General features: G+C 61.2%; 21 protein-coding genes and 1 tRNA gene. 14 read left to right on the forward strand and 8 right to left on the reverse strand.

Annotation, left to right across the window (positions count from 1 at the left end; all coding sequences use genetic code 11):
* The first annotated feature begins 8 nt into the window (after positions 1-8).
* Both G9463_RS01040 and G9463_RS01045 read left to right on the forward strand, forming a co-directional pair.
* Positions 9-1,079, forward strand: a complete 1,071-nt coding sequence (locus tag G9463_RS01040; protein WP_165895734.1) for a phosphotransferase family protein — start codon at positions 9-11, stop codon at positions 1,077-1,079.
* A 168-nt stretch (positions 1,080-1,247) separates the two neighbouring features.
* The gene (locus tag G9463_RS01045) at positions 1,248-3,212 is read left to right on the forward strand and encodes a 3-hydroxyacyl-CoA dehydrogenase/enoyl-CoA hydratase family protein (protein ID WP_165895735.1); all 1,965 of its coding nucleotides are present in this window, start codon (positions 1,248-1,250) and stop codon (positions 3,210-3,212) included.
* A gap of 26 nt (positions 3,213-3,238) precedes the next feature.
* Here the strand turns inward: G9463_RS01045 and G9463_RS01050 are convergent, their stop codons facing one another.
* Positions 3,239-4,456, reverse strand: coding sequence for an acyl-CoA dehydrogenase family protein (locus G9463_RS01050; RefSeq protein WP_165895736.1), 1,218 nt, complete (start codon positions 4,454-4,456; stop codon positions 3,239-3,241).
* A gap of 168 nt (positions 4,457-4,624) precedes the next feature.
* Between G9463_RS01050 and G9463_RS01055 the strand changes: the two genes are divergently transcribed.
* Positions 4,625-5,320 carry an HAD family hydrolase gene (locus G9463_RS01055; RefSeq protein ID WP_165895737.1) on the forward strand — a complete coding sequence of 232 codons (696 nt, stop codon included), beginning with the start codon at positions 4,625-4,627 and terminating at the stop codon, positions 5,318-5,320.
* Between the two features lie 39 nt (positions 5,321-5,359).
* Here the strand turns inward: G9463_RS01055 and G9463_RS01060 are convergent, their stop codons facing one another.
* Complete coding sequence (locus G9463_RS01060) at positions 5,360-6,169, reverse strand: SDR family NAD(P)-dependent oxidoreductase (RefSeq protein ID WP_007188709.1); 810 nt, start codon at positions 6,167-6,169, stop codon at positions 5,360-5,362.
* Positions 6,170-6,446: 277 nt separating this feature from the next.
* Between G9463_RS01060 and G9463_RS01065 the strand changes: the two genes are divergently transcribed.
* Entirely contained in the window at positions 6,447-6,890 is a 444-nt protein-coding gene (locus G9463_RS01065; protein ID WP_011223968.1) for a MaoC/PaaZ C-terminal domain-containing protein, read from the forward strand.
* A gap of 48 nt (positions 6,891-6,938) precedes the next feature.
* On the opposite strand, the gene G9463_RS01070 is transcribed toward G9463_RS01065, so the two are convergent.
* Positions 6,939-8,078: an acyl-CoA dehydrogenase family protein gene (locus G9463_RS01070; RefSeq protein WP_165895738.1), complete on the reverse strand. Its 1,140-nt coding sequence runs from the start codon at positions 8,076-8,078 to the stop codon at positions 6,939-6,941.
* Between the two features lie 784 nt (positions 8,079-8,862).
* Here G9463_RS01070 and G9463_RS01075 point away from each other — a divergent pair.
* Positions 8,863-9,198 (forward strand): hypothetical protein, encoded by a 336-nt coding sequence (locus tag G9463_RS01075; protein ID WP_011223975.1) that lies wholly within the window; start codon positions 8,863-8,865, stop codon positions 9,196-9,198.
* A gap of 413 nt (positions 9,199-9,611) precedes the next feature.
* Here G9463_RS01075 and G9463_RS01080 read toward each other — a convergent pair whose 3' ends face one another.
* Positions 9,612-9,860, reverse strand: coding sequence for a PRC-barrel domain containing protein (locus G9463_RS01080; protein WP_232508526.1), 249 nt, complete (start codon positions 9,858-9,860; stop codon positions 9,612-9,614).
* A gap of 146 nt (positions 9,861-10,006) precedes the next feature.
* On the opposite strand from G9463_RS01080, the gene G9463_RS01085 reads away from it, so the two are divergent.
* Positions 10,007-10,657, forward strand: coding sequence for a helix-turn-helix domain-containing protein (locus tag G9463_RS01085; RefSeq protein WP_011223977.1), 651 nt, complete (start codon positions 10,007-10,009; stop codon positions 10,655-10,657).
* 28 nt (positions 10,658-10,685) lie between these two features.
* Here the strand turns inward: G9463_RS01085 and G9463_RS01090 are convergent, their stop codons facing one another.
* From G9463_RS01090 to G9463_RS01100, 3 genes are all read right to left on the reverse strand, one after another.
* Entirely contained in the window at positions 10,686-11,048 is a 363-nt protein-coding gene (locus G9463_RS01090; protein ID WP_049938955.1) for a hypothetical protein, read from the reverse strand.
* 80 nt (positions 11,049-11,128) lie between these two features.
* On the reverse strand, positions 11,129-11,887 hold the full coding sequence (locus G9463_RS01095; RefSeq protein ID WP_011223978.1) for a YihY/virulence factor BrkB family protein: 759 nt from the start codon (positions 11,885-11,887) through the stop codon (positions 11,129-11,131).
* Positions 11,888-12,275: 388 nt separating this feature from the next.
* Complete coding sequence (locus G9463_RS01100) at positions 12,276-13,265, reverse strand: aldo/keto reductase (RefSeq protein WP_165895739.1); 990 nt, start codon at positions 13,263-13,265, stop codon at positions 12,276-12,278.
* 524 nt (positions 13,266-13,789) lie between these two features.
* On the opposite strand from G9463_RS01100, the gene G9463_RS01110 reads away from it, so the two are divergent.
* The 5 genes from G9463_RS01110 to G9463_RS01130 all read left to right on the forward strand — a co-directional run bounded on the left by G9463_RS01110 (position 13,790) and on the right by G9463_RS01130 (position 19,415).
* Positions 13,790-14,971: an alanine--glyoxylate aminotransferase family protein gene (locus G9463_RS01110; protein ID WP_165895740.1), complete on the forward strand. Its 1,182-nt coding sequence runs from the start codon at positions 13,790-13,792 to the stop codon at positions 14,969-14,971.
* A 232-nt stretch (positions 14,972-15,203) separates the two neighbouring features.
* A complete protein-coding gene (locus G9463_RS01115; protein WP_165895741.1) occupies positions 15,204-16,022 on the forward strand; it encodes a universal stress protein in 819 nt (272 codons plus the stop codon).
* 507 nt (positions 16,023-16,529) lie between these two features.
* Positions 16,530-17,399 (forward strand): tyrosine-type recombinase/integrase, encoded by an 870-nt coding sequence (locus G9463_RS23930; protein WP_370457887.1) that lies wholly within the window; start codon positions 16,530-16,532, stop codon positions 17,397-17,399.
* A gap of 363 nt (positions 17,400-17,762) precedes the next feature.
* Positions 17,763-18,377 (forward strand): hypothetical protein, encoded by a 615-nt coding sequence (locus tag G9463_RS01125; protein WP_165895742.1) that lies wholly within the window; start codon positions 17,763-17,765, stop codon positions 18,375-18,377.
* 75 nt (positions 18,378-18,452) lie between these two features.
* Complete coding sequence (locus tag G9463_RS01130; protein WP_165895743.1) at positions 18,453-19,415, forward strand: hypothetical protein; 963 nt, start codon at positions 18,453-18,455, stop codon at positions 19,413-19,415.
* 838 nt (positions 19,416-20,253) lie between these two features.
* Here the strand turns inward: G9463_RS01130 and G9463_RS01135 are convergent.
* A tRNA-Tyr gene (locus G9463_RS01135) sits at positions 20,254-20,327 on the reverse strand.
* A gap of 263 nt (positions 20,328-20,590) precedes the next feature.
* Between G9463_RS01135 and G9463_RS01140 the strand changes: the two genes are divergently transcribed.
* The 3 genes from G9463_RS01140 (at position 20,591) to ftsZ (ending at position 22,873) form a co-directional block, all read left to right on the forward strand.
* Positions 20,591-21,217: a zinc ribbon domain-containing protein gene (locus G9463_RS01140; RefSeq protein ID WP_004958261.1), complete on the forward strand. Its 627-nt coding sequence runs from the start codon at positions 20,591-20,593 to the stop codon at positions 21,215-21,217.
* Between the two features lie 238 nt (positions 21,218-21,455).
* Entirely contained in the window at positions 21,456-21,632 is a 177-nt protein-coding gene (locus G9463_RS01145; RefSeq protein ID WP_004958264.1) for a ribbon-helix-helix domain-containing protein, read from the forward strand.
* A 2-nt stretch (positions 21,633-21,634) separates the two neighbouring features.
* On the forward strand, positions 21,635-22,873 hold the full coding sequence (gene ftsZ, locus G9463_RS01150; protein ID WP_004958265.1) for a cell division protein FtsZ: 1,239 nt from the start codon (positions 21,635-21,637) through the stop codon (positions 22,871-22,873).
* Positions 22,874-22,891 lie beyond the last annotated feature (18 nt).

Genomic DNA, 22,891 nt, shown 5'->3' on the forward strand with positions numbered 1-22,891 from the left:
CAGACACTATGACTGAACACAGCAGCGACTACTACCAGCGGCTGGTCGACGAAAGTGCGCTCGAAGAATTTCTCACAAGGGAAATAGGCCCGGCCGAGACATTCGACGTTGCGCGCCACGAGCAGGGCCACTCCAACGAGACGCTGTTTGTCACCTGGGGCGACCGAGAGCTGGTCGTCAGGCGGCCCCCGCCGGGCCAGACCGCCGAGACAGCCCACGACGTGTTGCGGGAGTATCGCGTCATCGACGCGCTGCAGGACACAGCCGTCCCGGTCCCGCCGACGGTGACGGCCTGTGACGACCAGACGATCATCGGCAGCGATTTCTACGTCATGGCCCGCGTCGAGGGGACCGTCATCCGAGACGACGAGCCGGCGCGCTTCGGGAGCGACGACGCCCGGGCGGCAGTCGGCACCGAGCTGGTCGACACCCTCGCGGCCATCCACGAGGTAGATCCCACAGCCGTCGGCCTATCCGACCTCGGCCGTGCGGACGGGTATGCGAAGCGGCAGGTCGCACGCTGGGGGAAACAGCTGGCCTGGGCGTTCGAGCGGACGGCCGAATCCCGCACCATCCCTGAACTGGAGCGGGTTGGCTCGTGGTTACAGGACGAGTGCCCTGACGGCCACCCCAAGACACTCGTGCATGGCGATTACAAGCTCGATAACGTGATGTTCGGCCCCGGTGACGACCCGGAGCTCGCCGCCGTCTTCGACTGGGAGATGGCGACGCTGGGTGACCCACGGGCCGACCTCGGCTGGCTGCTCTCGTACTGGCGCGACGCCAAGGACCCCGAGCCGGAGATCCCCGACCTCGCCATGGAGTTCATCGAAGCACCGGGCTACCTGACCCGGACGGACCTGGTTGACCGCTGGGAAGCCCAGACCGGCCTGACGTTTGAACACGAGCGGTTCTATCGGACGCTCGCCGTGTACAAGCTCGCCGCCCTTGGTGAGATGTTCTACCGCCGCTATCTGGAGGGCAACGCCGACGACCCGTTCTACCCGCTGATGGAGGACCGCGTCCCCGCGCTGGCCAACCGTGCGGTTCGGATTATTGAGGGCGACGAACCGCTCTAACAGAGACAAAATAAGCGCCGATTTTCGTGTCGAAGTCCCCGTAGATGGCATCGGAGTCCTCATACACAGCCCACCGGGCTTTCTGGCTGGGAATAATCCTCGTCGTCCCACGAGACACAGTCGATACTATGGGGATGATTGATATGTGTTGCAACAGACACTACACGTATGCGAGCTGACCAGCCAGAGATAGCGACAGTTGCAGTGCTCGGTGCGGGAACGATGGGCCACGGCATCGCCGAGGTCGCGGCAATCGCCGGCTACGATGTCGTGCTGCGTGACATCGATGCGGCCATCGTCGAAGACGGCTACGACGAAATCGAGTGGTCGCTCGAAAAGCTCGCCGAGAAGGGACGACTCGACGAGGACCCCGACGACGTGGCGGCGCGGGTCGCGACGACGACCGATCTTGAGGCGGCAGTGAGCGACGCGGATCTGGTCATCGAGGCCGGCCCGGAACAGCTCTCGGTGAAACAGGACATCTTCGAATCCGTCGACGCCGCAGCGCCCGCGGATGCACTGTTGGCGACGAACAGCTCCTCGCTGTCCATTACAGAGATTGCCGCAGCGACGGAACGGCCGGACTCGGTGCTGGGACTGCACTTCTTCAATCCGCCGGTGAAGATGGACCTCGTCGAAGTCATCTACGGCAAGGCAACGACCGACGAGACAGCCCAGCGCGGCTACGAGTTCATCGAATCGCTCGGCAAGACGCCGATATACGTCCGCAAGGACGTGCGTGGGTTCGTCGTCAACTCCGTCCTCGGGCCGTTCATGAGCGAGCCGGCCTGGATGGTCTCGGCGGGCGAGGCGACCATCCGGCAGGCCGACGCCGCGATGGTCCACGAGCGGGGCTACCCGATGGGCCCGTTCGAACTCGGCGACCTGACCGGCATCGACATCGGCTACCACGTCCGGACGGAGGCCGGGAGGCCGGTCCCGCCCATCATGGCGGAGAAAGTCGAGAACGGGAACCTTGGCCGCAAGACCGGCGAGGGCTACTACGACTACGACGACGGGGACGGCTCGGACTACGTCCCTGAAGACAGCGAGGGGTTCGACCACCGCCGCGTCGAGGCAGTGATGGCGAACGAGGCCGCAAAGCTCGTCGGCGACGACGTGGCGACGGCGGAGGCCATCGACACGGGGATGCGACTCGGGGCCGGGTTCCCGGAGGGGACCTGCCGCCGGGCCGACGACATCGGTCTCGACACCGTCCTCGAAAAGCTCCGGTCGCTCTCCGACGAACACAGTGACGACCGCTACGAGCCGGCCGACTACCTCGTCGAACTCGTCGAGGCCGGCCACACCGGCACGGAAGCGGGCCGGGGCTTCCACGAATACAGCACCGGCGACCGGCCGGGCGACTACCACACCATCAACTGGGAACTCGACGACGATGGCCTGCTGGAAGTGGAACTCGACCGCCCGTCGCGGATGAACGCTATCAGCGAAACCCTCGCGGACGAGGTTGTTGACCTGCTCTCGTCGGTCGATGATGACGAAGTCCGGGCCGTCGTGTTCGAAGGGGCCGGCGACCGCGCCTTCTCTGCCGGGGCCGACATCTCCGGCTTTGCGGACCGCGACCCCGCACAGACTTCGGAACCGACGGAAGTGTTCACGACCGTCGCGGAGTATCCCCGACCGACGCTGGCGCGCATCGACGGCTACTGTCTCGGCGCGGGGCTGGAACTCGCCCTTGCCTGTGACCTCCGGTTAGCGACAACCAACTCGGAGTTCGGTTTCCCCGAAATCACGCTCGGCCTGCTTCCCGGCGGCGGTGGGACACAGCGCGCGATCCGAATGTTGACCGACGCCCGGGCGAAGGAACTCGTGTTCCGCGGCGAGCACATCTCCGCCGAGCGGGCGGCCGACTGGGGACTCATCAACCGGACCGTCGACGCCGACGAGTTCGATGACGTGGTCGGGGAGTTCGTCGATGACCTCGTTTCAGGGCCGCCGATTGCCCTGCGGAAGGCCAAGCGCGTGATGAACGAGGGGGCCGACGAGAATCTCGACGCCGGCCTCGAAATGGAGAGCCAGGCCTTTGCGCTCCTGTTGACCACTGACGACGCAGCGGAAGGGACGGCGGCCTTTGCAGCCGACCGCGAACCGGAGTTCGAGGGAGAGTAGCGGCCGTTGCCGCTGACGGCTCTGCCCTACTCGCGGTAGCGACGCACCGGCTCCAGTTCCTCGCTGTCCACGTCCTCGAACGCCTCGCGGGCGATGGTCCGAAGATGGACCTCGTCGGCCCCGTCGACGATGCGGAACGTCCTGACCAGTTCGTAGAAATCCGCCAGCGGGAGGTCCCGGCCGATGCCGTTGCCGCCACAGAACTGGACGGCGGTGTCGATGGCGTCCTGCGTCGCCCGCGCGGCGAACACTTTGCTCATCGACACCTCGACGCGGGCTTCATTGCCGGCGGCGATGGCGTCTGCGGCGGCCCGGACCAGCGCCCGCGCGGCCTGAATCTGTGTCTCCTGTTCAGCGATTTCAAAGCGGACGTGCTGTTTGTCGGCCACGGAGTCGCCGAAGGCCTGCCGTTCGGTGGTGTAGGCCTTGGCGATGGACAGCGCCCGTTCGGCCATCCCCGAGAAACGCATACAGTGGGTGAGTCGCGCCGGGCCGAGCCGTTGCTGGACGTGCTGGAAGCCGTTGCCTTCCTCGCCCAGCAGGTGTTCTTCGGGGACGCGAACGCCGTTGAACTCGATTTCGGCGTGGCCCTTCGGGTCACCCTGGCTGCCCATATGCGGGACGTTCCGAACGATGTCCACGCCGTCGGCGTCGGCCGGGACGATGAACACTGAACACCCTTCATACGGGTGCACGTCCTCGTCCGTCCGGGCAAAGACGAGCAGGATGTCGGCGTCGACGCCACCGGTCGTCCACCACTTGTGGCCGTCGATGACCCACTCGTCACCCTCCTTCTGTGCCGTGGTGCGTATCATCTTCGGGTCAGAGCCCGCGCCCTGCATCGGCTCGGTCATCGCAAAGCCCGACTGAATCTCACCCTCGACGAGCGGGTCGAGGTACTCCGATTTCTGGAGGTCAGTCCCTTGCATCTCCAGCAGGTGCATATTCCCCTCGTCGGGCGCGTCGACGCGCATCGCAAGTGGACCGAGCAGACTCCGACCGGCTTCTTCGAACGTCGGCAACACGTCCCGGAAGTCATAGCCCATCCCGCCGTGCTCTTCAGGAATCTGTGGGGCGTACACGTCGTACTCCCGTGCGGCAGCGCGGAGGTCACGGACTGTTGCATCGGAGATGGCCGTCCCGCCCGCGAGTTCTCGCTCCCGCGGAATGACGACCTCGTCGATCAACGCTCGGGCACGCTCGGCGAGCGCAGTCGCGGCCTCGGAATCGGTGAACGATATCATGGCACATTCTCGTTCTCGCACGTCGACATCATAAGTGTTGGAGCACAGCGAACGCGTGGTCGGTTGTTTATTTCCCGGCGCTGTGCTCCGACACGCCCACCGCGACGCATCCGGGAGACGCCGGGCGTCGGCGGTAGTTTCATACCCGGGCCAGTCCAAGCCGCTGCCGTGAGCGAGAGTCCAGACGTTGAGGCCGTCTTCTGGGACATCGGGGGCGTCATCCTTCGGATGGCGTCCGTCCGGGCGGCCCACCGCGAGTTTGTCGACCGCCTGTGTGCCGAGTACCCGGCGACTGGGGATTCCGACGCGGCCCTCGAACAATGGCGGGATGTCCTCGGAGCGTACTTCGGTGAACGCGAAGGGACAGCGTTCCGGCCAGCCCGCGAGGGCTACCGGCGGGCAATCGATGAGATTCTGACAGTCAGTCCCGAGAAAACCGAGTGGGAAGCACTGTTTCAGGAAATCCGTACCGAACAGGTCGAGCCCAACCCCGACGCCGTCGCGGCCATCGAGGACTTGGCAGACGCGCCGCTCCATCAGGGCGTCATCAGCGATGTAGACGACGACGAGGGCAAGGAACTGTTGCGGACCTTCGGCGTCTGGGACGCGATGGATTCGTACACCGCTTCGGAGGCCGTCGGTCGAACCAAGCCTGACCCGGCGATGTTCGAAACGGCGCTTGGGAAGGCCGGGGTCGAACCGGCACAGGCCGTGATGGTCGGTGACCGCTACGAGCACGATATGGACGGCGGGACACGGGCCGGGTTGTGGACGGTCGCCTACGGGGCCGAGGACGGACCCGCCGTGGATATCGCCTTCGACGACCTCCGAGAGCTGCCGGACTGGCTTGGCGTCTTGGAGTGAAACTGCGGCTTCGACCGTCGGTACTGGAACTCCCCGCGCTCAGATGTCAGGCGTCTCTTCGAGCCGTGGGACGCCGGCGGCGGTGATGGTCTGACCGACGATGTACGACGACGCCGGGCTGGCAAGGAACAGCGCGATGTCGGCGATTTCCTCCGAGAGGCCGATACGCCGCTCGACGGCCTCACGGTCGATGTTGTCGGCGCTGACGCCCATCTGTGACTCCACGCCCGGCGTGGCGACGAACCCCGGCGCGATGCAGTTGATTCGGATGTCTCGGTCAGCCCACTCCGCCGACAGCGTGGACGTGAGATTGCTGACGCCGGCCTTGGCAGCCCCGTAGTGGCTCATATACGGCGCGCCCTGTTCCCCGGCGACGCTGGAGAGATTGATGACCGTCCCACCGCCGTCCGCGGCCAGCGCGTCCCCGGCCGCCTGTGTGCAGTGGTAGGTCCCGTGAAGGTTGATGTCGACGATGGTTTTCCAGCCGTTCTCGCTGATGTCGTCGAACCCAGACATGAAGCTCGCGCCGGCGTTGTTCACGAGCACGTCCAGTCCGCCGAACTCGTCGACGGTCGCTTCCACCAGCGCCTCGACGGCCTCGCGGTCTGTCACGTCGCATTCGATAGCGACCGCCTCACCGGGCCGGTCGCTATCGTTGATTTCGTCGGCCACCGGTCCGACGTTGTCCTGCTCGCGCGAGCAGACAACCACGTCGGCCCCGTCGGCCGCGAACTCCTCTGCGATTGCCCGGCCGATGCCGCTCGATGCACCCGTGATAATCGCCCGCTGATTCTCCAGGCGAAACCGCTCCGTGTGTGGCTTTGACATCGCATCAGACATCTCGGGCATCCGCAATAAAGCTACGTCCTGCGTGCTCTCTGCCGGGTTCCGTTGAATATAGTTGAACAGTCAGAGCAGCCTGTAACCGCTACGTCTCCCTGTGGCAGTGCCGAGAGTAACCGGCGAGCCCCGATAGCATTAACACCGGTGCGGGACACGGTGACAATGTGTATGTCCAGCAACAGTAGCAGACTGCAGTCCCGGGGCCAGCGGGTGCGAACGCGGCAGTGGCGACTCGACCAGCAACCGAAGCGCTGTCCCACGAGCACCTGCGGGAGCCGGTAAGATGGCCGGCGAGTTCGACACGGTCGATGTTGGCGATAGCTTCACCACCTCAGGACGAACCATCACCGAGGCCGACGTGGTCAACTTCGCGGGTGTCAGCGGGGACTTCAACCACCTCCACACGAACGCAGAGCGGATGGCCGACTCGGGGTACGGTGAGCGTATCGCCCACGGCGCACTGGTGTTTTCAGTCGTCACTGGCCTCCTGTGGCAGGCCCGTGACGAGGCCGAAAAGCGGCACATGGTCGCGTTCTACGGTATCGACCGGCTTCGGTTCATCAAGCCGGTGTTCCTGGGAGAGACCATTCACGTCGAGGCCGAGATTGTCGACACCGAACGGCGGGACCACCCGGTTGCGACGGGTGTCGTCCGAACCGAAGTCACCGCCGTGAATCAGGCCGACGACGCTGTCTTTTCGGCCGAGTTCCTGACGCTCCGGCGGTAGGCCGACTGTCGAATCAGTGGCAGCGTCGGCAGTCCGTCTATCGTGGCCTCACAGCACGCGGTCGGCGATGATGTTCTTCTGTATCTCGCTGGTCCCCTCGTATATCTTGGTGATTCGGGCATCCCGATAGTACCGCTCGACGTTGTGGTCGGTGACGTAGCCGGCCCCACCGTGGACCTGAATCGCCTCGTCAGCCACGTCGACGGCGTGTTCGCTGGCGAACAGCTTTGCCATGCTGGCCAGCTTTGTCGCCACATCGAGGTTGCCCGAATCGATGGCGCTGGCGGCACGATAGGTAAGCGACCGCGCAGCCTCGACGTTGGTGGCCATCTCCGCAACCTTGTGTTCGATGGCCTGGAACTCGCTGATCGGCTGGCCGAACTGCTCGCGCTCGTTCGCGTACTCGATAGAGTCGTCGATGGCGGCCTGAGCGGTGCCGACGGCTTGCGCGGCGACATTCGCTCGCCCGCTCGCGAAGAAGTCCATCAGTTGGTAGAAGCCAGCGCCCGCTTCTCCGATGAGGTTCTCCTCGGGCACGCGAACGTCGTCGATGATGATTTCGGCCAGATCCGACGCGCGGATGCCGAGCTTGTTGTCGATTTTCTCGGCCTGCAGGCCGTCGGTGTCCGTCGGCACGAGGAACGCGCTGATGCCCTCGTGGCCGGCGTCGGGGTCAGTCTTGGCCATCACGACCATCACGTCGGCGACAGTTCCGTTCGTAATCCACATCTTATTGCCGTTAAGGACCCAGCCGTCGCTGTCGCGTTCGGCGTAGGTCTCGATACCAGCCACGTTCGAGCCATGGGCGGGTTCGCTGATGGCGCTGGCACACGCCGACTCGCCGCTGGTGATCTTCGGCAGCCACTTCTCTTTCATCCACTCGTCGCCGTACTTCTGAATCATGCTCGACCCGAAGCCACGGGAGCCGATGGCGCTCCCGATGCCCGGGTCGGCCCGCCAGAGTTCCTCGGTGACGACGACGCCAGTGAGGCTGTCCATCCCCGCGCCGCCGTACTTCTCGGGGACTTCCGGCGCGATGAGGTCGTACTGTGCCGCCTGCTCCATCAGTTCCGCCGGGTAGCGTTTCTCCCTATCGCATTCCTTTCCGAGCGGCTCGATTTCGTTCTCGCCGAATTCGCGCACCGCTTCTCGGACTGCCGTCTGCTCGGCCGTCAAGCTAAACGCCATATTCGATGTGTGACGGCCACCCAAATATAGATTTGGCCGTGTGCCATCACAGCAGGTACTCCCGTGGAACGTGGTCTGACCGCTGAAAGACCCCGTACAGTAGCAGCAATAACAGAAGGATTGCCACACAAGCCCCCACTGTCGTGACCCAACAGGCATCGTTCTCCCAATGGCTGTCGTCTGTAAACGGAACGTTCTGCGATGCGGAGTTCCATATACTGGAACAATCGCTGTAGTGCGACACAGTCGGCCACTCACGGCCTTTCAGTTCGTTTTCGCGAGAATCGGAATGAGAAGAATAATAGCCGTACTTTTGTTATCCGGTAGCCAGCAGTACGGGTGGGAACTACCCCGACTGGACAGCCAGACTAAGTCGCTAAGTCGGCATCCCGTTGAATTACTCTGTGGTATTGGTATAGATGCCGTGTGTCTGGTCGCACCACAGCGGAGCTATCGGTATCGTTCTGTTTACTGAAACAGGCATACGGGGAACACTGTCCTCTGACGCAGGAAAGATAGTTGCAAAACCCTACGAGTATCCTTGGATATGGGGATATATATTCAGATGAGTCTACCTTGTTTTTGAATAGAGCAAGTAAGGACACAAATATCACAGTACTATTCTACCTTGTGGAATAAAAATTCATAAACATATTATTTAGATGGACTACGTCTAATGCGAAAATGCAGAGTCACAACTGTTTTGCAGAGAAACGGGTAGAAGATACACACGTTGTTCCGAATATAGAAACGTATTTCTGCAAGTGTGCATATATTCACTCCTATGGGAGACGAAGAAGACATCGAAGACGAGGCCGTGTCCGTATCGATGGAGATATCGGGGAATTACGACGAAGTCATGTCGAAACTGGCGACAGAAGACGAAGGCTCGACGTCGCTCGTCTCGCTGCTCGACGACCTCGAACAGTTGCTCGACACAGTGGTCCGGATGGACGGTGGGACACGCAGCGCAATCGCCCAGCAACTGCCCGAGGATATGACCGTCTCCTTCGATGCCCAGGCGGTCGTCGATACGCTTCAGGTGCTCGAACGCTACGACCTTGTTGTCCTCGAAGGCAACACCTGGAAGCCAGGCCCGAAACTTACCACCGAGGAATAAGAGCCATCACGGCGGGTCCGACATGGGCCGGCTTGTCTCACACCGGGACGGCGTGTGACGTACCACAGTCCGGCCGGTAGCGGTTGGCTAGTCCGTCGCAAACGGACAGTAACGGCCGAAGTCGACGGCTATAACGCCCACCGGAGTACCGGTTGCGATGTTCAACGGAGTAGGTCCGGTCGCCGTGGAGGAAGTTCAGTAGCGGCTTCCTGCTGCCCAGTTCACCGATGGTCGCCAGATAAAGAGCCGTATAACAAACATCGGATAGCGCAGACCACTGTATGCGAGCACATTGGGTGCTCGTACTCTCCCGACGCCCACCGTCTCATGCTCCCCTGTACGGGACGGTTTCACGCCGGGTTTGCCCACCCGGCGTTGGTCCGTGATACGTCTGTCCGACAGTTACAGACCCCTTACAGGTCCGTGCTGAGACGGATCTGGTCTTCGGTGATAGTGTCGACGGCGTCGGTCTGCAGCGGGTAGCCGTCATCGGCGTCGGTGTCCTCCCAGCCGAGCTTCGTCAGGAGCGTCGTTTTTAGCCCGGGGTCCGGGTCAACGTAGGCGGTGCCGTATCTGTACCCGCTAACGATGCCGATTTCGTTGCCGGTACTCGTGACAACTGTCTTGCCGACGTCGTCGTCGGTCAGTTGGATCGTAGACATTGCAGTCGTCGCTACCGGCGGGACGCGCATCACCGACGTGCTTGCACATGCAGCCGCTGGCCGGGCGATGAGACGCTCATGTGGCTACCGACCCGTAATAGTCAACGAAAAGACATACCAGCGTGCCACTCCCAGTTCGGGTATCTATGCCCACCATCGTCTCCGGGACGGTTCCGGCCAGCGATTTGGCGCTCAATCACTCGCTGGAACAGTTACCGGAGCTGCAGTTCGAAATCGAGCGGATCGTCACGAGCGGTGACGATGCACTCATGCCGATGCTGTGGGTCCGCGGGAGTCAGCGCGAGGACATCGAGCAGACACTCGAAGCGGACCCCTCCGTTGACAACGTCGAACTGCTGGGCGACTTTGAGGACGAGTGGCTGTTCAGGATGGAATGGGTCGACCACGTCGACCTCATCGTCCAGATGCTCACGAACTCGGAGGCGACGATTCTCGATGCCGTGGGCCATGGGACCGCCTGGAAGCTGCGCGTGCTGTATCCGCGTCGGTCGCTGTTCTCCAAGACTCACGACTTCTGTGCAGAGCACAACCTCGCATTCGAGGTCTCCTCGATCCGGGAACTCGACGAAGACCCGGCCGGCCGCTACGGACTTACCTCAGCCCAGTACGAGATCCTCGCCGAGGCGTCCGACCGCGGCTACTTCGAGGTGCCCCGCGAGGTGGATTTAGCGGAACTCGCCGACGCGCTGGGTATAACACACCAGGCAGCCTCCGAGCGGCTCAGACGCGCGACCGACGCCCTCGTCGAGGACGTACTGTTTGTCGACTTTGACTGATGGCCCGGACTGTGCGTCGTTACCGGTGCTACGTTTCCCCGCTTGCAGACCGACGGCGGCGGGAGAGGTAGGCACCGAGTGCAACGAGCCCGAAGGCCAGCGTCCGGCGAGACCGGAGTCGACTGCTGGAGCCTGAACGCGAGCCGACTGGTTTGTTGTCCCCGGCGGACGACATCGACTGGTCAGCGTCCGTGCTGTCCGACAGGTCCGTTTTGGCGCGTCTCGACGCAGTCGTGGCCGCTTTTCCAGGTTCGACGTTTCCGCCCCCGGTCTGAGCCGCGTTTGCGAGCGCCTCCTGGACGGCTTCTCTGACTGGGCGTTTGATGGCTTGTTCCGCCCTGGACTGCAGACGCCCGGCGATCCGAGGCCGCAGTGACGATGATTCGCTCATGTGGCGACTGAATAGACCGGGGGAAACAGGAGGAAGCTACTGCCTGCCAATGCAAGACCCGACGTGGCTGTCCACAGGTGCTACCAGTCCAGCGTCGCGTTAACGACGACACCGAGCAGCAACACGATAGCGGCCAGATACAGCGCCGTGACGAACAGGAGCAGCGCACCGAGGTAGCCGTATGCCGCGTACCGACCGGCAGTCCCGGCGTAATAGAAAAATCCGACTTGGATGGTGATCCAGCCCGCCGCGGCAAACAGCGCTCCCGGGGCGACGTGTGTAAGCGAGGTTTTGACGGGTGGCAGAACGTAGTATATCGGGACGAACGCGACACCGAGGGCGGCAAACGCAGCGACGTTGCCGACCAGCGTCGGATACGGGACCTGAAACTTGACGTACGTAAGTGCGACGCTAGTGGCCGACAGAAAGACGACAGCACCGAGGAGCACGCCCATCACGACTGCGCTACGGACAAGCTGGGCCGGCAGCGATATGTCCGTGACCTCGCCGTACACCTCGGTAAAGGCAACGGAGAGGCTGCGAAACACCTTGCTGCCGCTCCAGACGACCAACACCAGACTCAGGGTTCCGGTCGCCCCATGGCCGCGCGTGTTCTCAAGCAGTTCCGTCAGAATCACTTGGCCGTTCTCGGAGAGGACCGTTCGAAGCAGTTCCAGCAGCGTAACAGTGCCTCCAAACGTAGAGAGCGCAGCGAGCAAGAGCGCAAGCAGTGGAACGATCGATGCAATCGCATAGTAGGCAATGCTGGCCCCCATGAATGGGACGTTCTCATCACGGGCCGTCTGAACGATCTCGCGTCCGGTCACGAGACCACTCATCGGTGTCTGGGGCGCGTTCCGGTGATGGTGACTGTGATCGATAGCTGAGCGGTACTCACAGTACACGGGTCGCGAGCCACGGGAATAGAACGTCCGCCTGCGATGGCAGGCATTGTGTGACCCGGTGTCCGCCGACGACTGATGGGCAGTTCGGGGTGTGGACTACAGGGCAGATAATTGTCTGACGAATTCTCAGATTCTGACACGACGATAGCCGTGAAATGTCTGTATTCATATGTTTTCTGTGGCCAGAATGGTCAGATTTGGTATATGATTTCGGGGACACAAGCGGTACTCCAGATAGAAATCTAAGACAGATTTCGTTGCGTCAGTCGTTGTTTACCGCCGTGAAAAGTGTACGCAATCGTAAACGTTTACCGAGCGGCGACTACCAGCGATGGTGAACGTCCTCAAAGACGTACTCCTCGTAGATATCACGCACCGCGCCGTGGACCTGATTCGAGAGTGGGGCCATCTCACTGACCGCCGCGTTCGCCCGGACGTGGTCCGGTGAGGTGGAGCCGGGGATGACAGTCGACACTGCGTCGTGGTCCAGAATCCAGCGTAGCGCCATCTGGGCCATCGTCATTCGCTCGGGGACGTGCTCGCGGAGTTCGTCGACAGCGTCGAAGCCCGCGTCGACCGGGAGCCCGGCAAAGGTCTCACCGCGGTCGAACGCCTCGCCCTCAATGTTGAAGTTCCGATGGTCGCTCTCGGGGAACTCCATGTCCCGGGAGAGTTTGCCAGTCAGGAGCCCGGAAGCCAGTGGGACGCGGACGATGACGCCGATGTCGCGGCGCTTGGCTTCCTCGAAGAACCGCTCCGCAGGCCGCTGGCGGAACATATTGAAGATGATCTGGACCGTTTCGATTTCCGGGTACTCGATGGCTTTCAGCGCTTCCTCAACACGTTCGACGCTGACGCCGCAGTGAGCGACCTTCCCTTCGTCTTGCAGCCGCGAGAGGGCGTCGAACGTCTCGGGCTGATAGTAGGCGTCGGTCGGCGGACAGTGGAGTTGTAACAGTTCCAGCGTTTCGGTCCCGAGGTACTCACGCGAGCGGTCGACGTGCTCGGAGAGGTTGTGGTAGTTGTAGCGGTCGGCTGTATGTGGGTCGAGCCGGCGGCCGGCCTTCGTCGCGACGGTCACCTCGTCGCGGACCCCGCGTTCGTCCAGCACGTCGGCGATACGCTGCTCGCTGAAGCCGTCGCCGTACACGTCGGCGGTGTCGATGAAGTCGACGCCGGCGTCAAGCGCCGAACGAATCGTTTCCCGGCCCTCCTCCGCTGAGACATCACCCCAGTCACCACCGATGTTCCAGGTACCAAGTCCGACATCCGTCACGTCGTACCCCGTCGTTCCTAACTGTCGTCGGTTCACGTACGACCGTACCGTCGACAGTCACTTGGTGGCTGTGGTACACGGAGACACGCTGAGCAAAAAAGGGCAGTGTAGCCCGATAGCAGGCAGTCCGGTGGACGTGCCAACGTGGACGCCGGGGGCTACGTGAGCCACTTCGTCCGGCGGATGTCGTACCCACCGCAGTCCGGACACGAGTGGTACTGAACGTCGAACGACGCCCGGCACACCAAACAGGTGTACCGGCGTCTCGGTTCCTCCCCAGGGGACGCAGCGTTATCGAACAATCCCATCGACGACCACACGCCACCTTAGCAGTACGAGACTAAAAACAGGGTAGATTGTTCACACCTTTCACACCAGTGGCGTCTGGCGATTGTGATTATGGAGTAGGGTAGTGGCAGCCGGTGACTGGCAGCGTAGAAGTGATAACTAGTCTATACTTTTGCAGGAGAGAGACGATCCCAGCAGAAATGTGAGGCCGCCCCCTGACTAAGGGGTCGTGACCACTGATTTTAATGCCCAGTCACCGGGTACCCCAGGGTATGGATGCGGCACCCACTGTCGGGGAGTTGACACCGCCGGATCGAACGCTAATGGGTCCCGGCCCGAGCGACGTCCACCCGCGCGTGCTCAAGGCGATGAGTACGCCGCTGGTCGGCCATCTTGACCCCTCGTTCATCGAGATCATGGACGAGGTCCAGAACCTCCTCCGGTATACGTTCCGGACGGACAACAAGTGGACGATTCCGGTCTCCGGGACCGGTTCCGCGGCGATGGAGGCGGCCATCGGCAACGTCGTCGAGCCGGGCGATACGATGCTCGTCCCGACGAACGGCTACTTCGGCGACCGGATGGCAAGCATGGCCGAGCGCGCGGGCGGCGACGTCGTCACCGTCGACGCACCCTGGGGCCAGCCGCTCGACCCGGCAGCGGTCGAAGCGGCATTCGACGAACACAGCCCGGACGTGTTCGGGTTCGTCCACGCCGAGACCAGCACTGGCGTTCTCCAGCCGTCGGTGCCTGAACTCACTGACATCGCCCACGCAAACGACGCGCTGGTCATCGCTGACAGCGTGACCTCGCTGGGCGGCGTCGAACTCCGCGTCGACGAGTGGGGCATCGATGTGGCGTACTCCGGCCCGCAGAAATGCCTCTCCTGTCCACCGGGCGCGAGTCCGCTCACGCTCAACGACGACGCGATGGACAAAGTCCTTTCCCGCGAGTCCGAGGCCCGCTCATGGTATCTGGACATCTCCCTGCTGGAAGGGTACTGGGGCGATGAGCGCGCCTACCACCACACGGCCCCGATCACGAACGTGTATGCACTCCGTGAGGCGCTCCGACTCGTCGCCGAGGAAGGCATCGAAGAACGCTGGGACCGCCACCTGCGCGTCGCTGGCGCGCTGAAGGCCGGCGTCGAGGGCATGGGGCTGGAGATGAACGCCCCCGACGACTTCTGGCTCCCGAGTCTGAACACCGTCCGCGTGCCCGACGGCGTTGACGACGGCGCGGTCATCCAGTACCTGCTAGACGAGTACGACCTCGAAATCGCCAGCGGACTGGGTGCACTGGAAGGCGACATCTGGCGTATCGGCTGCATGGGCCATTCGGCCCGACGGCAGAACGTCAGCTATCTGCTTGCAGCGCTGGGTAACGCGCTCGGTGAGCAGGGCGCGGCCATAGACGTGGACGCTGGACTGGCGGCGATGAGCGAGCGCTTCTAACGCCACGCCAAGCCGACACCCGCAGTTCGATTCGAGATTCTGCAGGTCTATATTCAGCACCTTGTAGCCCCTCGGTTTTTGCTTTGTTTCGAGACCTGCGTCTACTGCTTCGAGCGCATCACAGCAGTACGGTTCATATCACCCGGTCGAGCTGGTCACGCAGACTGGCTTTCTTACCCTGCGGGAACATATGTCATGATTTAATTCAGTTGCACTAACATATCTACGTGTGATGTACAGTGTACTCATACCCGTCGACAGAGACGAAGCGCGCGCGTCGAATCAAGCGAGCTATGTTTCACAGCTCCCGGATGCCACTGACACCGTCGAGGCGACAGTGCTCTACGTGGTGCCCCCCGACGAATTCGCCGACGCTGCTGAGGTGGCGTTCGACGACATAGACGCTGCTGTCCAGGCGGCCAACCAACTGGAAGCGGCTGGCGTCTCGGTAACTCGAATGGTTGATGACGGCGGCGTTGCCCAACAGATCGTCCGTACCGCGACCGAACTGGACAGCGATGAGATCGTCGTCGGCGGACGCAAGCGATCGGGCGTCTCGAAAGTCTTGCTCGGTAGTACTGCACAGGACGTCCTGCTCTCAGCTGAGCGGCCGGTCACAATCACGGGCGAGAGCGTTGTCCTCGGCGACGGAATACGGCGAGTCCTCGTCCCAGTCGATACGAGCGAAGAGCGAGCACGGAACCAGGCTAAGTACCTGACTTCCCTTCCCAACATTCCCGATTCAGTCGAAGCAACGGTCCTCTTCGTATTCCCACATCAGGATTACAAGGGCGCTCCATCCCACGACTTTGAGGAGGTCGACGCCGCTGTCACTGCTGCGGAGCATCTGGAAGCGAAGGGCATCTCCGTCGAACGAGTCGCCGTCGGCGGCGAGGTCGGACGGAAGATACTCGACGCCGCAACGGACCGGGACGCCGACAGCATCGTCATAGGCGGACGCAAACGGTCGGGGATCGCGAACGTCCTCCTCGGGAGCACCACGCAGGACATCATGCTCGCTGCCGAACGCCCGGTTACGCTCACCGGCTGACCGCCTTCAGTGGCCGGGTGGTGCAAGGTTGAAACGCAAGCCCGTTGTTATTTGAACGCCTGACTCGTGCTCAAATCGCCCCGGTAGGCGTACTTGCCGCTCACAGTCTCACGTTCGATGATTCGCGGAAAACCAAGTCCGCCCTCCCCGATTTGAACGCCGGAAGACGTGCTCACTTCGCTGCGCGTCTTCCGAGCCCTCGCTCGCTTCGCTCACGAGGACGGGGGACAAGTCGATCTACAGCCGATTGCGAATCAACGGAAAACCAAGTCCGCCCTCCCCGATTTGAACGGGAGACTGCGGCGGGATAACAGGGTTGCATCGGGCCATCTGCTCGGTTCCCCCGACCGCTGGCGTGGGTTCGCGGAGATGACAACCGATGACCCAAAACCTCGAACCCATCGCACCACAGAAAGCGGTAGACCTCTACCTCGCACAACGGGAAGACGACGCATCTGAGAGAACCGTACAGGCTCACAGATACCGTCTCAAGCACTTCGTGCGCTGGTGTGGGCAGGAGACCTCACCAACCTCAACGGCCTCACTGGCCGCAGGCTCTACGAGTACCGGCTCTGGCGGAAGGACGACGGCGACCTCAATCCCGTCTCACTCCGAACCCAACTCTCGACGCTCCGTGCCTTCGTGCGATTCTGCGAGAGCATCGACGCCGTCGAGTCAGGCACGCACGAAGAAATCCTGCTCCCGACCCTCGATGCCAACGACGACGTGAAGGACGAGATGCTGGACGGAGAGCGGGCAGAGAAGATTCGGGAGTACCTCGAACGCTTCGAGTACGCCTCCCGAAAGCACGTCCTCTTCGAGATTTTCTGGTCGACCTCGATACGGATGGGAACCCTGCACTCGCTCGACCTTGAAGACTTCCGCTCGGACGAGCAGGCACTCGCCATCCGTCATCGTCCCGATGAAGGGACGTCCCTCAAAAACGGCGAGAGGGCAGAGCGAATCATCGCCTTGCCAGAGCGTACCTGTGAAGTCGTGAGTGACTGGATTTCCCACACTCGTCCCGACGTGACTGACGACAACGGACGAGAGCCGCTTATCACCACGGAGCAGGGGCGTGTCAGTCAGAGCAACATCCGTGCCCTCGTGTACCACATCACCCGACCCTGTTACTACGGGGAGTCCTGCTGTTGTGACGAGCAGTACCCCTACTCCTACGCCAGCAAGTGCGAGCAATCACGGAGTCCCCACTGCTTGCGGAAGGGGAGCCTCACTCACCTCCTGAAGAACGACGTGCCGAAGCAAGTCGTCTCTGACAGGGCAGACGTCTCGCCCGATGTACTGGACAAGCACTACAACAAGATGACCGAACAGGAGAAGATGGAGCAACGGAGGGAGTACCTCGACTCGATGTGACCGCCCGATTGTCATAGGCCATATATGGAGGAGTGAAGGGAGGGTAGACTACCCCTCTTTGAATGACAGACAACAGAGATAACACAGTGGGGATTAAGAGTAGTTTGGTGTCCACGTTCGTCTAGAAAGACAGGCTAATGGGGCCTCTGTGTCCAGAAAAACGGGAGAAAACTCGTCGCCACCTTTAAGTAGTAATCTCCCGAATAGTAGTGTAAGGAAGTCAGAAACGTATCGCTCGCTGAGTAGCCACTTCTTCTGCTGAGGGTGCCTGTGCAGACAGGGGTTTGAGCAGTGGGTCTGGCAGTCGCGGGACTGTTCAGGGCGACTCTTGAGCGATGAGTCTGGCTTGCGTGGTGACCAAATATGCCAACTAACAGCAACGACTCTGGTAATCAAGAGGACAGGGAAGCGTCCGAGAAGGACGCGAATACAGACACAGGGGAAGCCGTAACCGATGGCGGGCAACCGCTCGCCTTAGAGGAGCGTCTCGACACAGGCTCGAAGTCGTGGGAGGAGGTGCAGAAGGACAAGCACCAGTACGACCATCAGTCGAGTTTCCCACCGTGTTCGACGGCTCGCACGACCCTCTACGCACGAGACGCAGACGGCGACAAGGAGGAACGGTACGAGGTGTTCTTCCTCCTGCAACACGGACGACAGCACCCTGCGGAGAGGCGTGCAAACGGCTATAGCGAGGGATGGGATGGCCAGAAGGTACGACAGGAAGACGTCTGGAAGTTCTGTCGAGCGCACATCATCCTCTCGCAAGCCGGTGTCACTGCCCCAGTCGAGGAGTGGGCAGTCCAGAAGGTGATGGAAAAAGACCTGCAAGGATTCAGTCGGTACTACGAGGGCATCGATGGAGCCGCTCTCGGATTCGCCACTCTCTGCAAGTACGACGACGTCGAGATGGCCAAGGACTCCTATCTGGTGGATGAGGCCGAGGCGATGCTCGGAGGACTCCTATCTGGTGGATGAGGCCGAGGCGATGCTCGGTGTAGATGGTGAGAAGTTGGTGGAGTACGTCTGGCGGAAGTACGGAGGTGACGTATGATGAGTCGATTCGAGTTCACCTTCCAGCAGGACAGCGAGAATAACACGGGTGGTGATGGTATTCCGAGTTGCCTGAAGGAACACGACCAGTGGCTCGTGACTCAGGACAAGAAGCCAGTCGCTCCATCAACGGGATGGGAGGAGTCGGTGAACCAACTCCCCTTCACCGAGGCACAGGACAAGGCCGAACAACTCAGTGGAGAGGTAGCCTTCGTCTTCACCGAGAGTGGCCCCTTCGTCGGATTCGACCTCGACGATGTGAAGCCAGACGGCGAGTTCACGGACGAGGCACTCGGTATCGTGGAACGGCTCGACTCTTACACCGAGGTTTCGAGTTCGGGGACAGGCCTGCACGTCATCGCGGAAGGCAACCAATCGGACGACTACAAGCACCGAGGCGACCTGTCCGAGAGCGGTCACCTCGAAGTGTACGACGAGAGCCGGTACTTCGTCCTAACGGGATACGTGTACGACGGCTTCACATCGGTCGAGAGCAGGCCTACAGTCGTCCGAGAGGTGCAGGACGACTATCTCCCCGAGCGCCAGAAGTTCTCGTTCACAGGCCACCAGAAGCCTGTGAGCGAACAGGAGTTCGACGGACGACAGACGGATGCGACTCCTGAGCAGGTACGTCAGACGATACGAGCCTACGTCAAGACCGACAGCCACGACGTCGACGGAGAGGTACTCCGTCTGTGGCGAGGGAGTGACGAGAGCCGACCGTCTGCATCGGAGGCAGATATGGCCTTCGTGAAGCAACTCTACTACTGGTGCAAAGGCGACCAGCAGTTGATGGACGACTGCTTCCGAGTCTCGGGTCGATACGGGATGCGTCCTCGACAGACTCCGAAGTGGGACGAGGTTCACTACTCCAACGGTGACACCTACGGCGAGCAAATCATCGATAAGGTCTGTCGAACTAACAGCGACACCTTCGGAGGGAGGTACGTAGAGAGAGGATAGGTGTTGGAGAGTGTTGGTATCTTCCAACTCCCGTGTTATTTCCTCGGTCATCAACTGAGGTACACGGGGTGTTTCCCATATACGGTATGCGAAAATAACGGTAGTCAATCTCTGCTTGAGAGAGACAACGATTTAGAGGGGGTAACAATTATGTGATATCCGATTGAACTCTTGAGTATGGGGATGTACAACTACAAGTCCAAGTGCAAGCACTGTGGAGCAAAGCCGTTTAGTGAAGGGCCACATCACGAGAAAAAGTGCGAGCGATGGCAACCGAGTCGGGCGACTACCAGCGACTTGGCTATGAGCAAGGAGTGCAGGTACTGTGATGCAACACCTTTCATAGCAGGCCCCCATCACAAGCCTGATTGTAGGAGGAGAGAACCCTCAACCTGACATAGATAGCCCACAAGAGGAGTCATCCCCCTACTGTGCTATTTCGTTGTCTTCCACTTCTCCATACTATCATATGACAATTGGGCAAGTTCCACGAAGTTGTTTCTGAGATACAAGTCACACTTAGCGAAATCTCACAGACCACCGAGCGCATATGTCTGGTTGCAGAGCAGGGATATTTTTGGAGTCAGGGTGGCCTCCTTCTGTGGAGCGAGTTCGACGCGCTTTTAAAAAGAAAACACCCCGCTCAAGACTTGTACGTTCGACTGAGAGCAGTACGCGATTTTGGGCCGAAAGTTTCTAGGTTCCCCGATACGTTCGGCTATACGCGAACGCACGACGGCGGTCACCCGAGTCAGGTGACCTGTTCAACACAAACACGCCGAGATGGAATCGCACGATGGCGCGGCTCCGCTCGGCTCTGAATCGTCTGGTGAGAAAATCCGCCCTCCCCGATTTGAACGGGGGACAAGTCGATCTACAGTCGACTGCTCTACCAGTCTGAGCTAAGGGCGGTCGACACCCGAAAATACCCCGCCGTCTGGACTTAAGGGTTGTTATTCGCGGAGGGTTCGCCGAACGGTCACACGACGCGGAGTGACACACTGGCCAATGTCAGACACGTCTGACCCGCTTGCCGATGTTCTGACAGACGGGTCAAAGCAGTCGCCAAGGGAATCTGAGCAAGGCGGTGTATCGCGTCATTCCGGTAGCTGACGGGCGTCAGACAGTGCGGGAAGATTAAAATACCATCATGTATAATACTCTCACCGAGTCCGATGAGTAAAATAACGTTCCGTGCTGACGATGACCTCATCGACCAACTCGAGGCGTTCGATGCCTCGAAGAGCGAGGTCATGCGCGAGGCGCTCCGGGAGTACCTCGGAGACGCGTCTCCGTCAGCGTCGGACCCACCGTCGTCGGCGTCGGAGTCCGTGACCGACGCCGAGACGATCGACGAACTCATCGAAGAACGTGTTGACAGTATCATCGCCGACCGACTGCAAACGCGACACCACCACCCGCAGCCACAGGATGTCAACGTAAACATCTCGTTAGACGGCGTCAGCGCAGGGGCAGCGAACGCCGAAACCGAACAACGGCGCACCGCTGACCGGGGTGCAAGCGCCGAGGACGGGCGGTCTCACAGTGAAAGTCAGGCGTCCGACACGAGCGGGCGTAAGACAGAACCGGAAACACGGGAGAGGTCCGACACAGAGGAACGTAAGACATGCGCGCAATGCGGTGAAAATCTGGGCTCTGACCACGTTTACTGCCCGAACTGCGGTGAGAAGGCATCCCGTCGGGTGTTCTGTGATTGCGGCGATGAACTCCGGTCGGACTGGGGTTTCTGTCCGGGGTGCGGAAGACGCACGCCTGCGGCGGATGTGCTTGACCAGACCTAAACCAGCGTTTGCACGCAGTACACGCCCTCTAAACGCCGTAAACGGGAAAGTGTATGACACTGCCCGTAAGTTTTAATACATCAGGGTCAGTGGTTTATTCTGCGTAAGACGGTCGTCTTACACAGCGGCGAACGCGAGGGGATGCCGCCCTCGTACTGCGGTTTCGCTGTGTAAACACTCGTGCGGGTCGTAAACAGATCCCGTCCGGGCCGTCTTACCCAAGGGGAAACTACCAAACATGGAGCGTGTGACACTACGGATTCCGAAGCAGCAGATTGAAGAGGTCGAACAAATGGTCGAGACGGGCGAGTACCCCAATCGGAGCGAAGCGATTCGCTCGGCGGTTCGGGAGATGCTCGCCGAGGAAGGCTCCGAGAAAGCCTCCGAAAAGAAGCGGTCCTGGGCCAAGGTGTAACGATGCAGGATATCGTTAATGAGGCCCTCGAACGCGACGAGCAGGAGCAGAAACAGCTGTCCGACAGTGATGTCGACGGCTTCGGCGACCCGCGCATCGTCATCGTCGGCTGTGGTGGCGCCGGCAACAACACGGTCAACCGCCTGTACAACATCGGCGTCGAGGGCGCTGACACCGTGGCCATCAACACGGACAAACAGCACCTCAAGATGATCGAAGCCGACACGAAGATTCTGGTCGGCAAGTCTCTCACCAACGGCCTCGGTGCCGGTGGCGACCCGTCGATGGGCGAGCGCGCGACGGAGATGGCACAGGGGACTATCAAGGAAGTGCTGGGCGACGCTGACCTCGTGTTCGTTACCGCCGGCATGGGTGGCGGAACCGGGACCGGGGCCGCCCCCGTCGTCTCGAAGATCGCCAAGGAACAGGGCGCAATCGTCGTCGGCATGGTGTCGACGCCGTTCAACGTCGAGCGAGCACGGACGGTCAAGGCCGAGGAAGGCCTAGAGAAGCTCCGCAACGAAGCGGACTCCATCATCGTGCTGGACAACAACCGTCTGCTCGATTACGTCCCGAACCTGCCGATCGGAAAGGCGTTCTCCGTGATGGACCAGATCATCGCCGAGACTGTCAAGGGTATCTCGGAGACCATCACACAGCCGAGCCTCATCAACCTCGACTACGCCGACATGACATCCATCATGAATCAGGGCGGCGTCGCGGTGATGCTTGTCGGCGAGACTCAGGACAAGAATAAGACCGAAGAGGTCGTCAAGGACGCGATGAACCATCCGCTGCTTGACGTGGACTACCGCGGCGCGAGCGGTGGCCTGGTCCACATCACCGGCGGCCCGGACCTCACGCTGAAGGAGGCCGAGGGCATCGCACAGAACATCACCGAGCGGCTCGAGGCCGACGCCAACGTCATCTGGGGCGCACGGATTCAGGAAGAGTACAAGGGTAAGGTGCGGGTCATGGCCATCATGACCGGCGTCCAGTCCGCCCAGGTGCTCGGCCCAACGACCCAGAAGCAGGCCAACAAGTCCCGCGAGGCGATTCAGGAAGTCGGCGACGACACGTCCTTCGACGCGTCAGACAACGTCGAAAGCTTCGACAGCCCCGCCCCGAACAGCGGGAGTCAGAACAGCGGCGGTCGAACCACCGGCTACAGCGAGACCGACGGCGGGCAGGACCAGCGGGAGAAGAACAACGGACTCGACGTCATCCGGACGAACAAGTAGCGGCGTTTCGTTTTCCGT

The sequence above is a fragment of the Haloarcula sp. JP-Z28 genome, from assembly GCF_011440255.1.
GTDB classification, from domain to species: domain Archaea; phylum Halobacteriota; class Halobacteria; order Halobacteriales; family Haloarculaceae; genus Haloarcula; species Haloarcula marismortui.

Excerpts from the sequence above, each read along its gene's own strand:
- G9463_RS01140 (WP_004958261.1), top strand. The coding sequence starts at position 20,591 with ATGAGTAAAATAACGTTCCGTGCTGACGATGACCTCATCGACCAACTC.
- G9463_RS01125 (WP_165895742.1), top strand. The coding sequence starts at position 17,763 with ATGCCAACTAACAGCAACGACTCTGGTAATCAAGAGGACAGGGAAGCG.
- G9463_RS01110 (WP_165895740.1), top strand. The coding sequence starts at position 13,790 with ATGGATGCGGCACCCACTGTCGGGGAGTTGACACCGCCGGATCGAACG.
- G9463_RS01050 (WP_165895736.1), bottom strand. The coding sequence starts at position 4,456 with ATGATATCGTTCACCGATTCCGAGGCCGCGACTGCGCTCGCCGAGCGT.
- G9463_RS01090 (WP_049938955.1), bottom strand. The coding sequence starts at position 11,048 with ATGAGCGAATCATCGTCACTGCGGCCTCGGATCGCCGGGCGTCTGCAG.
- G9463_RS01060 (WP_007188709.1), bottom strand. The coding sequence starts at position 6,169 with ATGCCCGAGATGTCTGATGCGATGTCAAAGCCACACACGGAGCGGTTT.
- G9463_RS01045 (WP_165895735.1), top strand. The coding sequence starts at position 1,248 with ATGCGAGCTGACCAGCCAGAGATAGCGACAGTTGCAGTGCTCGGTGCG.
- G9463_RS01095 (WP_011223978.1), bottom strand. The coding sequence starts at position 11,887 with ATGAGTGGTCTCGTGACCGGACGCGAGATCGTTCAGACGGCCCGTGAT.
- G9463_RS01065 (WP_011223968.1), top strand. The coding sequence starts at position 6,447 with ATGGCCGGCGAGTTCGACACGGTCGATGTTGGCGATAGCTTCACCACC.
- G9463_RS01115 (WP_165895741.1), top strand. The coding sequence starts at position 15,204 with ATGTACAGTGTACTCATACCCGTCGACAGAGACGAAGCGCGCGCGTCG.
- G9463_RS01070 (WP_165895738.1), bottom strand. The coding sequence starts at position 8,078 with ATGGCGTTTAGCTTGACGGCCGAGCAGACGGCAGTCCGAGAAGCGGTG.
- G9463_RS01080 (WP_232508526.1), bottom strand. The coding sequence starts at position 9,860 with ATGTCTACGATCCAACTGACCGACGACGACGTCGGCAAGACAGTTGTC.
- G9463_RS01085 (WP_011223977.1), top strand. The coding sequence starts at position 10,007 with ATGCCCACCATCGTCTCCGGGACGGTTCCGGCCAGCGATTTGGCGCTC.
- ftsZ (WP_004958265.1), top strand. The coding sequence starts at position 21,635 with ATGCAGGATATCGTTAATGAGGCCCTCGAACGCGACGAGCAGGAGCAG.
- G9463_RS01075 (WP_011223975.1), top strand. The coding sequence starts at position 8,863 with ATGGGAGACGAAGAAGACATCGAAGACGAGGCCGTGTCCGTATCGATG.
- G9463_RS01040 (WP_165895734.1), top strand. The coding sequence starts at position 9 with ATGACTGAACACAGCAGCGACTACTACCAGCGGCTGGTCGACGAAAGT.
- G9463_RS01130 (WP_165895743.1), top strand. The coding sequence starts at position 18,453 with ATGAGTCGATTCGAGTTCACCTTCCAGCAGGACAGCGAGAATAACACG.
- G9463_RS01145 (WP_004958264.1), top strand. The coding sequence starts at position 21,456 with ATGGAGCGTGTGACACTACGGATTCCGAAGCAGCAGATTGAAGAGGTC.